Origin of the sequence: Microbacterium sp. AK009, from assembly GCF_013410955.1 — a bacterium.
GTDB lineage: Bacteria > Actinomycetota > Actinomycetes > Actinomycetales > Microbacteriaceae > Microbacterium.
This window is the reverse complement of sequence record NZ_JACCCG010000011.1, coordinates 1-11,905: the sequence shown is the minus strand read 5'-3', so window position 1 is coordinate 11,905 and position 11,905 is coordinate 1. Positions and strand designations below refer to the sequence as shown.

Annotated in this window: 11 protein-coding genes and 1 pseudogene; 8 read left to right on the top strand and 4 right to left on the bottom strand. The window is 63.5% G+C overall.

The window, feature by feature from the left end; translation table 11 throughout:
- Positions 1 to 108: 108 nt before the first annotated feature.
- Positions 109 to 450 (bottom strand): annotated as a pseudogene (locus tag HDC37_RS16835) (relaxase domain-containing protein); the annotation flags it as partial.
- Positions 451 to 1,387: 937 nt separating this feature from the next.
- The gene (locus HDC37_RS16830) at positions 1,388 to 2,227 is read right to left on the bottom strand and encodes an HIRAN domain-containing protein (RefSeq protein WP_218869941.1); all 840 of its coding nucleotides are present in this window, start codon (positions 2,225 to 2,227) and stop codon (positions 1,388 to 1,390) included.
- A 254-nt stretch (positions 2,228 to 2,481) separates the two neighbouring features.
- Between HDC37_RS16830 and HDC37_RS16825 the strand changes: the two genes are divergently transcribed.
- The 8 genes from HDC37_RS16825 (at position 2,482) to HDC37_RS16790 (ending at position 10,363) form a co-directional block, all read left to right on the top strand.
- The gene (locus tag HDC37_RS16825; protein WP_179561551.1) at positions 2,482 to 3,024 is read left to right on the top strand and encodes a hypothetical protein; all 543 of its coding nucleotides are present in this window, start codon (positions 2,482 to 2,484) and stop codon (positions 3,022 to 3,024) included.
- Positions 3,025 to 3,719: 695 nt separating this feature from the next.
- Positions 3,720 to 4,517, top strand: coding sequence for a hypothetical protein (locus tag HDC37_RS16820; protein ID WP_179561550.1), 798 nt, complete (start codon positions 3,720 to 3,722; stop codon positions 4,515 to 4,517).
- A 272-nt stretch (positions 4,518 to 4,789) separates the two neighbouring features.
- Positions 4,790 to 5,083: a helix-turn-helix transcriptional regulator gene (locus tag HDC37_RS16815; RefSeq protein WP_179561549.1), complete on the top strand. Its 294-nt coding sequence runs from the start codon at positions 4,790 to 4,792 to the stop codon at positions 5,081 to 5,083.
- Positions 5,084 to 5,112: 29 nt separating this feature from the next.
- On the top strand, positions 5,113 to 6,162 hold the full coding sequence (locus HDC37_RS16810) for a protein kinase (protein ID WP_179561548.1): 1,050 nt from the start codon (positions 5,113 to 5,115) through the stop codon (positions 6,160 to 6,162).
- Positions 6,159 to 7,925 (top strand): hypothetical protein, encoded by a 1,767-nt coding sequence (locus HDC37_RS16805; protein ID WP_179561547.1) that lies wholly within the window; start codon positions 6,159 to 6,161, stop codon positions 7,923 to 7,925. The genes HDC37_RS16810 and HDC37_RS16805 overlap by 4 nt, the downstream gene beginning before the upstream one ends.
- Before the next feature lie 333 nt (positions 7,926 to 8,258).
- Entirely contained in the window at positions 8,259 to 8,993 is a 735-nt protein-coding gene (locus HDC37_RS16800; RefSeq protein WP_257021594.1) for a TIGR02391 family protein, read from the top strand.
- 153 nt (positions 8,994 to 9,146) lie between these two features.
- Positions 9,147 to 9,392 carry a hypothetical protein gene (locus tag HDC37_RS16795; protein WP_179561545.1) on the top strand — a complete coding sequence of 82 codons (246 nt, stop codon included), beginning with the start codon at positions 9,147 to 9,149 and terminating at the stop codon, positions 9,390 to 9,392.
- Entirely contained in the window at positions 9,389 to 10,363 is a 975-nt protein-coding gene (locus HDC37_RS16790; protein ID WP_179561544.1) for a zeta toxin family protein, read from the top strand. Before HDC37_RS16795 ends, HDC37_RS16790 begins: the two co-directional genes overlap by 4 nt.
- A gap of 296 nt (positions 10,364 to 10,659) precedes the next feature.
- On the opposite strand, the gene HDC37_RS16785 is transcribed toward HDC37_RS16790, so the two are convergent.
- Together HDC37_RS16785 and HDC37_RS16780 are read right to left on the bottom strand one after the other, a co-directional pair.
- Complete coding sequence (locus HDC37_RS16785; protein WP_179561543.1) at positions 10,660 to 10,911, bottom strand: hypothetical protein; 252 nt, start codon at positions 10,909 to 10,911, stop codon at positions 10,660 to 10,662.
- Between the two features lie 20 nt (positions 10,912 to 10,931).
- The gene (locus HDC37_RS16780; RefSeq protein WP_179561542.1) at positions 10,932 to 11,828 is read right to left on the bottom strand and encodes a hypothetical protein; all 897 of its coding nucleotides are present in this window, start codon (positions 11,826 to 11,828) and stop codon (positions 10,932 to 10,934) included.
- Positions 11,829 to 11,905: the final 77 nt, after the last annotated feature.

Genomic DNA, 11,905 nt, shown 5'->3' with positions numbered 1-11,905 from the left:
CCTCGCACCGGTCGACTACGCTCGGCAATGCACCCATCAACTGGAAACCGACGACTCGCACAGCGACCGGACCGAATGAAGGGGGCGGCCCACCAGCTCTGGATGCAGCAGCGCGACCAGGCTGTACGACTTCGGGGCGTTGATCGTGCCGTCGAGCACGAGATCGGCGTCGGGCGAAAGGAGTTCGCGTCCGCGGCGCTCGCCGGTAAGCGGGTCTCGCCCGTCGACCCATTGTGCAAGCTGATAGCGGTCCAGTCGATCGGCCGCGACATGCCCATTGGCGACGGTGAACCGGGTAACGGCTGGCTCACCACCGTACTCCGTCAGCGCTTCGACACCCCTTGAGAGGCGCGTTGCGGCGTCGCACCCGCCAGTGAGAGCGTAGGCGATCGCGGAGCGGATGCCGTGAGACTCAACTCCCCGTTTCCATCTCTCGAGCCCGCCGCGCATGTGGACAGAGTACTAGTCGTTGCAATATTACGTTATGGATTCACAGAAAGTGCCTGCGTGCATCGTTGTTCTGGTGGGTCAAAAGGGCGGCACTGGCGGTGGCTGTACTTCGGACCTCGGATTGCCGTCCTTGGCGCACGAGCGTCAATGTTCGACCGGCCGTTAGGGTTTCGATCTCATGGTCAACGATCCGATTGCAGACGGGGAGACCCCGCACTGCCCCGCGTGCGGGGCCGTACTGGGATGGGGGCGCTGCCTATGCGTGCCACTCCTGCCGCATCGTTGTGGTGAGCAGCATCCCGGTGTTTCCTCCCCTCAGGCGCCCGTCAGCAACTGGGCAATCCAGCCGTGCCAGGTCTCCTTGACTGCGGAAGCGCCGCACGAGGTTTCATAGTGCGTATGCCGCACCCTCGTCGACCATGGCCTCGTTCGGGTCATACGTGCGTGGCCGGAGACGGCTAACGAGAGATACATTGCCACCACGGTCCGTACAGTGAGCGACCGGCTTCCGATCGCGCCGCTTCGTCAGATAACTTGACCGGGTGGCTCGTTCCAAACTTCACCGTCGGTGCGACCTCTGTGGAGAGGATCGACCACAGTCGTACGCAGTCAGACTGGAGGCAGACGAGGACGGCGCTGAGACGCACATCGTCTACTGCACCGCCTGCCGTACGAGGACGGCTAGCCAGCGCGGCTACTCCGAGGCCTTCATGTTCGACCACGCAGGCTTCCTCGACTGGGACGACCACCCCCTGGGTGGGCTCTATGACGAGCCCATCTGCACGATCTGCGACAAGAAGCTTGACGTTGTGAATGGACGGCGCGTGTGCCTGGCACATCCGAGCGCCGGACTCTACTTCCATCGTTGATCGATGCATTGCCCGATGCCGCCCATTAGGTACGGTCAACGACCGGCCACCGCGCCGGACAGGAGTTGTCAAGACGATCGGGACTTCACGAATGCTCGCAACGCGTCAGCCTTCGGGATGTCGACCCAAAGCTGAACGCTGTCGTCTGAAGGTCCGGTCCCACCGACCACATAACCAGCGGACGCGATGGTGTCGAACAGCGGTGCGAGGATCTTCGCTCTCGCGGCGGAGACGTAGCCGACTTTTCGTCCGTTGCTGAGGACCGCCACAGCGCACGGATCGTGGGAGTTGTCGGGTTCGCGTACGAGAACATACTCCGTGCCCCCGACCGCTCGCCTTTCGTTCCAACCGACATAGTTCCCGATGCCCTTGATCCGCATGCGGGTTGAGTCCAGTCGCCGGAGGTCCGTCGGCTCTGAAACTGTAACTGTCGTTGGCGGAATGAAGTCGGGTTCGTCCGGCACGTACGCTACGGCACGCTGCTCCTCCGCGAAGTCGCGATCAGGCTCCACCACAGACGGGAACAAGGTGGCGCGCGCCCGCCAGGTTCCGTCCTTGGGGTCAGCCCAGACCCGCACCGGCGCGATACCTTGGCCCTTGCCCAGGACCGTGGCCACTTCGGCGCTGATCTCGTTCGGCACGTAGCCGATGTGCCATCCACGGATGACTACCTTGACCGCGTTCAGGTCATATGGATTTGAGGGCTCAGGCTCGAGGTGTGCGGTCTGCTGGGTCACCCCGCCCGCGGGCAGCCCGAGTTCATCGAACAGACGACGCATGGCGTCGCGACGGAAGCTCTCGCCCTGCACTTCGATCTCACCCCACCGGGGACTTAGCTCGCGTACTGGTACCGGCGAAGGAGCGGCCGCTTCCTTACCTTTGCCGAAGAGTGTGGACCAAAAGCCCATCGGTTCCTCCAAACGTCGGTGCTCGAAGCATAGAGGCGATGCGCACCAACAGTTGGTCAGATCTCGTGCACTCGGCGAGGCTAAGTCACCACCACGGTCGCTGATCGCGAGTCAATCAACGACCGCTACTCGAGCAGCCGCGGTGACGGCCGAGCGCGGCAGCGTGGGGGCACAAGCGGCGTAGCGTCGTGCGTCACGCGGCGTTCGCCCGGTCGCATCTCACCGCCCTTCGATCGACCGACCATAATCGGGCCATGGATGAAAATCTGGTTGGGCTGCTGACGATCGCAATAGGCGGTACCGGGATTGTGGGGATCGTCGGGCTGATCATCCAGAATTCCCGCGCGACGCGCTTGCGGCACGCCGTCCGCGAGGCGCAAGCCATCGTTCAGACCGGAGGGCTCTCCGGCAACGCCGAGCCGGCAATGCGAACAGCGGCGACCCTGGACGCTTACCGACTGGCTGCTATCAGCCTGATCCCGTGGCGTCTGGGGCCCGTTGACTGGGTGGTGATCGCCCTAACCCCGTTCTTCGTCTGGGGAATCAGCGAGATCGCGATCGCATTTTCTCGCGACCTCGCGGGTTTGCTCGCGCCGACTTTAGAGATCACCTGGTTCGCAATCTCGCTGGGCATAGCGTTCATCGCCGGCGTCTTGACGTCCAAGAACCGATCGATTCAAAAGGACCGCGCGCAGTTAGTCGGACAGATGCTGGATGGCCAGACGATCGAGATAGAGGTCCGGGGTCGTGCCATCGAATTGTCCGTGCCCGCTGAAGGCACACGCCGCCCGATCTAGCCCGCCGCATCCGGCGCACGTCAACCCAAGGGCCCGCCGTCCGCACGTCATCGACCGGTGTTCGAGCCGGACGACACCCAGTGACCGCCATGTCGGATGTCTGTGAGACGGTCCATCCATGGCGAACAAGCGGAACCCGCTCCAATCAAAGCGCGTCCCGTACTGGTCCAGCTCGACTTCCCTCGAGGTACGTCGCTTCCTGCCCGACCGATGCCAAGCCCCGCTTCGCCTGGAGGACGTACAGCGGTTCGTCCGTGAGACAAGGAAAAGGCCCCAGGTCCGACTGGCCGTCCTCGGAGTGCTTCGCCAACAGCACGAACGGTGCGGAGGCGCTGCTGGCGGGTGTGGGCATTCTCTTTTACCGCCTTCGCGATCATCGTGGCCGTCGCCGTTCCGGGCCCAGAAGACTGGATCATGACAAGCCTCTGGTTCGTTCTTGCTGCTGTCCTCGTCTTCGTCGCGCTGAACTTCGTGCGGGTCTCGTGCGCGGTTCACGCGCGACGAATCACATCGATGAGGTGGCTGAGCGCGTACGAAGACGCCGTTCGCCACGAGCGACGGGGTTGGACCGTTCGCTGAGCGAGCGGCTTTCGGTCGGCTTAGCTTCCGTGGGGCCGCGCGTCGGTCCGCAGCCACCAAACATCGACGAGATGCCCCGGAACGGTCGCGTGGCACCTTACCCATAGAGTGAACCCGTGGTGTTCAGCTCCGTGTTGTCGACCGCCGGCCGACAGCCTGCCGGAGCCCTGGACAGACTGGGTCTTGTCGAGACGATCCCGGGTACGAGCTGGTGGGACCGGTTCGTGTCGGAACTGCTCGGGCCCGCGGCCGCGGCCGAGCTCGTGATCACTACTTTTGGGACGGCACTCGCTCTTGTCGGTGCAGTAGTGCTGTTCCGTAGACAGTTACGACACGATCGCGAGCTCTTGCGAGAGCAACTAACGGCGGACCGACGGAGCCGGATTGCAGATGTCCGCGCTGCGGCAGCTCGAAGTCTCGGTCAGTCGTTGTTCGAGTCGACCTCGGCATTCGACGCCATGGACGACCCCGCGCTCCACGCCGCGCTTTCGGTCCGAGGAAGCTACAGCACGATGAAGGAGGCAGTGCCCGACGCGGATGTCGTCTATGACGCGCACGGGCGTGCTGTTCGAGAACTCGATCTAGACGACAGCGTGTTGGATCTCTGGCGAATGAGGAACAAATGGTGGGAAGCGGTACGGTCGCTCATCAGCGATCCCCGGATCGCATCCCTACCGCTCAAGGATCAGCAGGCCATCCTGTTTGCCACCGTCGACGCGCAGTTCTCTCCACTTCGCGGTCTGACGAAGTCTCTTGGCAGGCGTCTTCTTCGTTGGGATGGAGAGGGGGATCCGCCGACTTTGACTCCGGAAGAGCGCCAAAACACTCCCCTACTCACGGCGTCGCGAGCCGAGGTCCGCGTGATGGCCGAGGCTGAGTTCGTCAAACAGCTCCAGCCCGTGACTAGGGACTGAGCGTACGAGCGGTCCTGTTGTCGCATCGTCGGCGTTGCCGATACGATCACGCTCCTCCCAGCCGCGATGATTCATGCTCTCCTGCGTCCTCAGCGGAACCGGCTCGCGGGCACTTTCTCGCCCCCTTTACGCACGCGCGCCGCAGGGGGTGGAACTCCGGGAACGATGCCGTCACGAAAACCCGCCGCTCGGGACGACGGGCAGGGAAGCGATGGTGAACACACCCAGGCCGCCTGTTGCCGATACTGGCAACACGTCCATATGATTGCCCGATGGGGAACGGGAAGAGCGCTGCGTCCGCTCTACGCGATCTGAGGCAACGTCAGGGCCATACGCTGCGATCGGCAGCAGCGGAACTGGGCATCGCTCCGTCGCAACTCTCCCGCATCGAGCGTGGAGAAAGAGCCATCGGGGACGCGGCCGCGAAACGACTCTCCGATTACTACGCCGTGCCAGCGGAGGTCATCGATCTCCTCCGGGGCCAGGCGCCGTCCGATGTAATTGCCATACTTCAGCAGCACCCTGAAGAGATTGTCAGGCTGCGCGAAAAGTACGGCCAGCGATGACGGCACCTGCTCCCGTTGACCCATGGGAGTTGCTGCTTCTTTCCCGACCCCTCGGAGATTACAACCTGACGCAATGCCTCGGTCGGGGCGGGTTTGGATACGTCTTCGAAGCCGTCCACGCGCACAGCGGAGCACGGTTCGCCGCGAAGGTGCTGAAGCCCTCAGCTGCCGACAGCGCCGACAACGTAGTGGACTTCGAAAACGAAGGCCAATTGCTGCGACGGCTGAAGTCATGTGACGGAGTGATCGACTACATCGAGAGCGGCTCGGACACCTTCAACCTCGAGGCAGCACCTGGGATTACGGTGCCGGTACCGATTCGCTTCCATATTCTTGCGATGGCATCTGGATCCGCCGGAGAGTTGACGGCTGATCCAGCCACCCGCAACAGTCTGGACTGGACTGCTCGGCTCCGCCTCTGGCGCGATGCCGTTGTGGCGGTCCACCAGATGCATCGACACGATATCGCTCATCGCGATCTCAAAGCCGAGAACTGTCTACTCATGGTCCGTGGGAACACGACTCGAGTGAGGCTGGCCGACTTCGGTCGAGCCAAGGACATGTCGAGCGCGCCGGCCCGATCGCTCGAGGACTACCTCCACGGGCGCGGAGACATGCGTTTCGCTCCGCCCGAGTTCCTGTTCCTTCAGGGGGAACCGGCCGCGCGAGACTTCATCTGCGCCGACTATTACGGCCTTGGGTCGCTCTTGGTCGAGCTAACATCCGGGCAGCCCCTCTCGGCGTTGGTTTTCGGGGACTGGGGATCCATTGTTCGGATGGCACAGGACGACATACTCGCGGGCCGGCGGCGCAATCTCGCGGGACTTTCCGGGCAATATGTGGCCGTGATCGCCGACCTGGTTTCCGTCATGCCGGCCACGATCCGCGAGGATGCGAACACCCTCTTGCGTCGACTCTGCAGCCCCGAGCCCTCCAAGCGCCTGGAGAGTTCGCCGTTTCGTCGAGACCGATTGACGCAAAACCCCCTCGACTGGGTTATTCGCAGAGTGGACATTATGGTCAGACGCTTGGAAATCGAAGCCCGCGACGAGCGACGGAACAGGAAGATTCCCGCATGATCAACGCGCTTGGAGTTGTCGAGACCATAGGAACAGAGACTTCGTTCGCTTCCGAGGTGCTGAGGCCAGCGGCGCCCGGCGTTGGGGGTGCTTCTGCTGGAGTCGCATCCCGACGGTCGCTCTTCGGCGACGCCAGAGAACGGGTCAGGTCGCTAATCAGCGACAGCATCGCGTCGAGCGTTCGTTCGGCTGAAGCCTCTGCTCTGGCCGTCCGCACGTCGACCACGGTTTCCGCGCTTGCTCAGGCGTATCAGGCTGCAGGCGAAAAGGAGAAGGCGGCGGCGCACGCTACAGAAGCACTGCATCTCGTGGTCGAAGGGGTGCACCGGGGCGTCGTCGATCCGATGGCCACAAAGATTGCAATTGAGGTGTTGCTAAACAGCTCGACCATTGACACCGCTTTGGACTTTGCTGAGCGGCTTCCGCTGAGTGATTACCTCAAACTTGAAGTGGCGACGACACTCGCGTACAGGCAGCGGTTCGAGGAGGCCCACCGATTCATCGCCGACAGCGACGCACCGCAGCGGGATGCAGTGCTGGGGTACGTGCTTGCGCTTCAAGGCGAATATGCATCCGCTATCCCGAAGCTACGACGGGCGCTTCGATTGAGCCCTTCCGACGTTGAGTCGGCTCTCAATCTCTCCATTGCGTTCTCGCAGTCTGGGTCGCGGAAGAAGGCGGTCAGCGCAGCGCTTCAGGCGAGGAGCGCCGCTCCTGGTCGAATGGACGTGCTGATCCATCTACTGGACATGTTGCTCGCAGCTGGCGATATCGATCGAGCGCAACGAGAGCTCAAGTCCGTGTCGATACCGTCAGCCGAACAGCCCTCGCGACTGCTGATCGCGGAGGCGCGAATCAAGCTGGCGCAAGGAGAACTCGACCGAGCTGTGCGTATGCTCGAACGCGCCGCCGCCAGGGCCGAGGAGGAAGGCGATGACGACTCTGTAGCCGAAGTTCGAAGCAACCTCATCCACCTCCGCGTCGCTCACGGAGACATGGAGAGGGATGCCGGGTTCGCTTCGTTGCTGAGGCTCAGTCAAGATATGCCGGCCAGCGATGTTGTCGTTGCCAATCTGGCCCGAGTCGCTTGGCGCACGAGCCAGGCAGCCGCCCTGGATGAGCGCTTCAGCTTCGTTCGGCAAGGTATGGATCGCTCACGAAGGGCGTTTATCGAGTATGAGCTCGCGACGCTGAAGGGCGAGAACGAACAGGCATCGGTTCATGCGCTCGAGTGGTTGCGGCTCGAGCCCGAGAATCCTCGCGCGGCAGCGGCCGCTCTTGTCGCACTCGGAATTGGCGAGGAACGTTGGAACGAAGCTGCGCGCATCGCGCTTCGCGTGGTTCGTAGCAACCGCGACGATGCGACCGTTCTCAACAACGCTGCGTACGTTCTTGCCATGGCTGGGATGGGCCAGCGCGCAGTCAAGATCATCTCTCCGCTCGCGGAGGATAGCTACATCTTTAAGGCGACCCTTGGGCTCGCCTACCTAGCTTGTGAGCAGATCGAACTCGGAATGAAGCTCTACCGGCAGGCGGCCGATGATGCTGAAAAGTTTGGCGATGACTCGAGAAGTCTGATGACTGAGTATCAAGCGTTGGTAGTTCGACAGCTTGGCGTCCATTACGTTGCGGACACGTCTGTGCTCGCTGCCCTATCGCTGCCGCCCTATCCCCTTCCCGATGACTGGGAGGACAGACCAGAGTTTGTGCGTCTTCGTAACGTTGCCGCGATGCGGGGGTTCGGCTGGCCGCTGGAACTATGAACGACGGTCGTTGCGGGCCTTGCAGCCCGATGCGTGAGCGCGAGCATTCGCTTTTGGTAGATGCAGAATAGTCGTCGTGCCCTGTTCGCGGACGTGGTTCCGAGATACGCACGATGCCCCCGCACAGTTGCGCGGGTGCGCGGGGCTCGGATGCGCGTGGGCCCGAGCCGAGCATAGGTCGTGTTCGGGCAGTCGCCCGCTGATTATCGCTCACCAAGATCCCATCGAATGCACGCCCGCGGTCCCGGATCGCGCTGGTGCGCGCATGCGGTTCGATCCGATCGGACTGTCAGACCGAGCCGATAGCGTCAGACAAAGATCGGGAGGGTGTTGATGAAGCCGGAAGTTGCCGTTGTCGAGCTGAAGAAGCTGAAGGAACAGGCAGTCGAGGACCCACTCGTGCAAGCCTCCACACCGCAGCACAAGGAGTGGAAGGCCAAAGTCGTGGCGGTGCTCGAACGTAGCCTCGGTGCTGATTCGTCTACCGTGCAGCAGTTCAAGAAGCTGAGCTATCATGTCGGCTTCTACAGCGGTGCCCCTGGGGAGGCGGAAAAAGACGCTCGGTACTTTCGTGGTCGCGTTCAGGATGCTGCTGGCCTAATCGAGGCGGCCATCTATGAACTCGAGTTGTCGGTTGGTGCCCCCGCGATCGAAGGCGGTAGCTACGACTCGGGCCTATGGGACCACGTCAAGCACTCGGTCGAAGAAGAGCGGTGGGAGCAGGTGGCCAGCGCAGCCGCGATTTACGTTGAGGACAAAGTGCGTCGATGGGCCGGCAACCCGACCAACCAGGACGGCGGCAAGCTGATAGGTCAGACTCTATTCGCTAAAGCGTTCGGACCGGGCGGTGTGCTCGCACTGGGGAGCCAGCGCAACGAGACAGAGGGCTGGCGCAGCCTCGGAACGGGAATGGTCGCGGCCATCAGCAACGTCGATCGTCACAATATTCAGGAGCGGGCTGACGCGAAACAGTATGCCCTTGGAGTGCTGGGCCTAGCGAGCTTGCTACTGATCCAAATCCGCTACGAGCACGCCGACGCGATTACGCCGGCAGCCGGGTCGCGCTGACCTGAGAATAGGCTCGCCCGGTCCCCACTCGGCAGCGATCGCTGATCCGAATCGCCCGCAAAGGGATGGGCTTGCGGCCGCGCGTATCCGGATTGCCGCTCCCCGAGATCACGAACTCCGGCGGAAGGATGGCTCCCGCCTACACTTGGGGCCATGCGTCCGCCTGCCACACCATCCGGCTGGCTCTTGGGCACCATCGCGCAGTTCGACGCACTCACCGACCTCGCCAACCTCGTGATCGCGCGCCTAACGGAGGCTGCTGCGGACGGCAATTCGGCCGCGTCGAATGAGATCATCCGGGTGCGTCGCGGGTTGAGGGAAGTCGATCCGCGAGATGCGACCTCCGTCACAACGCTTGCTTCTTCTTTGTCTCAACGCGCTGCCGAGTTGGGACCATGAGCGGCATCAACCCGGTCCCGCTGATCTTCGCCGGCACCGAGCCGAGCCCCGCGCCGGAGCTCGTGCTCGTCGTCGGGCAACCGGGCGCGGGAGCACAGAGTCTCCTTCACGCCATGCTCAGCGAACACGCCCCCACTGTTGCCAGCGTCGCCGCGGAGGATTTCGCCGCGTTCCATCCGGACTTTCTTGAGCTCACCACTTGGCGCCCACTGGACGCGCCCGCGGCAATTGCCCCGCGAGTGGCGGAATGGATCGGCGCCACCCTCGACCACGCGCGTACTTCCCACCGATCACTGCAGTTCACAACGAGCGTGAGCACGCCGGCGCCTGCGATCGGCACGGCCACGGCTTTCAAGGCGGAGGGGTTCTCGACGCACCTTGTGATCGTCGCCACCCCTCAACACGAAAGCTTGTTGGCAACGGCCTCCCGCTTCCTGAATGCTCGCCGCCTGCGACTGCCGGCCAGGTTTACGGATCGTGCCGCGCACGACCGCAGCTTCGCCGGCACCCAATCGCTCGCCCGGGCAGCCGAGGATGCCGCTGACCTGGACCGAGTGACTTTGCTCGATCAGACCGGTCGGCGAATCTTCGATGCCACCCACGAGGATGGATTGGCCGGCGTCGCTGAGGCGATCGAGGTTGCACACGCTGCACCGATTTCGGTCCTCGAGGGCGCCCGATGGTTCGGGGAGCTACGTGCGATTACCGACTTCGCGAGGCGCGCGCGTGAACTCGCGCCACCCGTGACTGAAGTGCTCATCGAGCTGCACGAACTCGCGCTGACAGAGGTCCTGCCGCGGATGCCTGTGCCACCCGATTCGTCTTTCGCGGTCGACCAGGTGATGCGTTTGCGCTCTGAGATCGACGCGCTCTCGTTCGAGCTACCAGAATCCGCTCGGTCGGTTGGCCCGATCGAGGAGGCCGGGCCAGTGGTGTCACCCGCACCGTCGCGTGGTGGGCCGTCGCTGTAGGCACCCTTTTCTCAGTCGTCCCCCTCGCTCCGATAAGCAGCTCGCCTAGCGGTCGGGCGGGGCGAAGTGCCGGGAGCGAACCGTTGCTAAGCGGAGCCGGCGCGCAGCACCGCGCGGAGTCTGCAAATGGTGAGCGTCGGGAACGGAGCCGTGCGCGACCGCTACAGTCTCGCGTTAGGAGCGATAGTCGTACTTCGTCATCGAGATCAGGCACATCGGGTCGATGACTTCGGCCCACATCTACGCCTCGCTATTCTCCCCGGACCAGCCAACGCGGTCGCAGACGCCGACCCGCGCTACTGCGCCCGACGCTCCCACTCCGCGATGAACGCGCGTCGGTCGGCGGTCGGGTCAGTGATCAGAAGCTGGATGCTGCGGGCCAGCGCCTCGGCATCAACTCCCTCTTTCCTCGACAGCGGCTCGACGCACCAGGCGACGTCCTCTTCGACGGTGTACCCGGGCTCAGTAGTCGACCGGGAGGGGTGGTAGCGAAAGGCGCATTGGGCCACGCGAAAGATGAGTTCCTCGACATCTGCGCGGTCGATCATGCGGGCTCCTTTGGTCATTGTCATCGTCCCATCTCCCGAGTCTGCGCGTGACTGCGTGTGGGAAGCGGAGCGTTGTCGCTCGCCCGGGGTGCGCTGCGCGACGAGTGGCGAAGCTGGTCGTTGATTGCACGTGCGATGGCGTCGAGTCGCTCCTCTTCCCCTTCGCGAGCGACGCTGGCAGCGGAGCGTGCTGTGGGTTCCGGACGCCCCGGGGCATTGGCGTGCCGGTACTCGGCGCGGGCCCGGGCACAGTCTCGCTGAAAGGCGGTGAGGAGCTCGGCTGGCGTCCCTAGCTCCTCGAGCATCGTCTCAATCTCATTGGCTGTTCGTGGTCGCGTGAAGAACGTCGTCGCCGCGCGGCGATTGGCGTCGCGTTCGGCCTTCAAGGTGCGGTGAACGCGGTAGGCCGGGAGACCGGCGTGAAGACGTCGCTTTTCTCTCGCTCGCCACGCCCGCTGCTTCTCCAACTGCGCGTCACGGTTTTCGGCGTAGTACTCCCGGCGGCGGGCTTTGACCTTCTCCGCGTGGTTCCCGTAGTAGCGGGCAGCACCGGCGCGCTTCTGCTCCGGGTCAGCGCGATACTTCTCGCGCAGTTTGGCGTTCTCGCGCTCCCGGTGGCCGTCCCGCCACCGCTTGTTCCGCTCCCGCTTCGCTACCCGGTAGCCGTCAGGATCCGCCGCGCGCTGTGCCGCCCGGTACTGACGCTGCGCCTCGAGGTGACGCTCGCGGTTTTCCGCGTACCAATCTCGGGCGCGTGCGCGGGCTGCTGCGCGGCGCTCCTCATCAGCGCGTTCCTTTTCACGCCTGGCCCGGTCCCGTTCGCGACGCCGCGCCTTGCTTGCGTCACTCCCGCGGTTATCGCGATACTGCTTGACCTTGTCGGGGTTGGCTTGCTTCCACTGGGCCGCCCCCTTCATTCGGTCCGGTCGCTGTGCGAGTCGTCGGTTTCCAGTTGATGGGTGCATTGCCGAGCGTAGTCGACCGGTGCGAGGTA

Coding starts and splice junctions, on each gene's coding strand:
- HDC37_RS16830 (WP_218869941.1), bottom strand. CDS start 2,227: ATGGGCTTTTGGTCCACACTCTTCGGCAAAGGTAAGGAAGCGGCCGCT.
- HDC37_RS16825 (WP_179561551.1), top strand. CDS start 2,482: ATGGATGAAAATCTGGTTGGGCTGCTGACGATCGCAATAGGCGGTACC.
- HDC37_RS16815 (WP_179561549.1), top strand. CDS start 4,790: ATGGGGAACGGGAAGAGCGCTGCGTCCGCTCTACGCGATCTGAGGCAA.
- HDC37_RS16805 (WP_179561547.1), top strand. CDS start 6,159: ATGATCAACGCGCTTGGAGTTGTCGAGACCATAGGAACAGAGACTTCG.
- HDC37_RS16800 (WP_257021594.1), top strand. CDS start 8,259: ATGAAGCCGGAAGTTGCCGTTGTCGAGCTGAAGAAGCTGAAGGAACAG.
- HDC37_RS16795 (WP_179561545.1), top strand. CDS start 9,147: ATGCGTCCGCCTGCCACACCATCCGGCTGGCTCTTGGGCACCATCGCG.
- HDC37_RS16790 (WP_179561544.1), top strand. CDS start 9,389: ATGAGCGGCATCAACCCGGTCCCGCTGATCTTCGCCGGCACCGAGCCG.
- HDC37_RS16785 (WP_179561543.1), bottom strand. CDS start 10,911: ATGATCGACCGCGCAGATGTCGAGGAACTCATCTTTCGCGTGGCCCAA.
- HDC37_RS16780 (WP_179561542.1), bottom strand. CDS start 11,828: ATGAAGGGGGCGGCCCAGTGGAAGCAAGCCAACCCCGACAAGGTCAAG.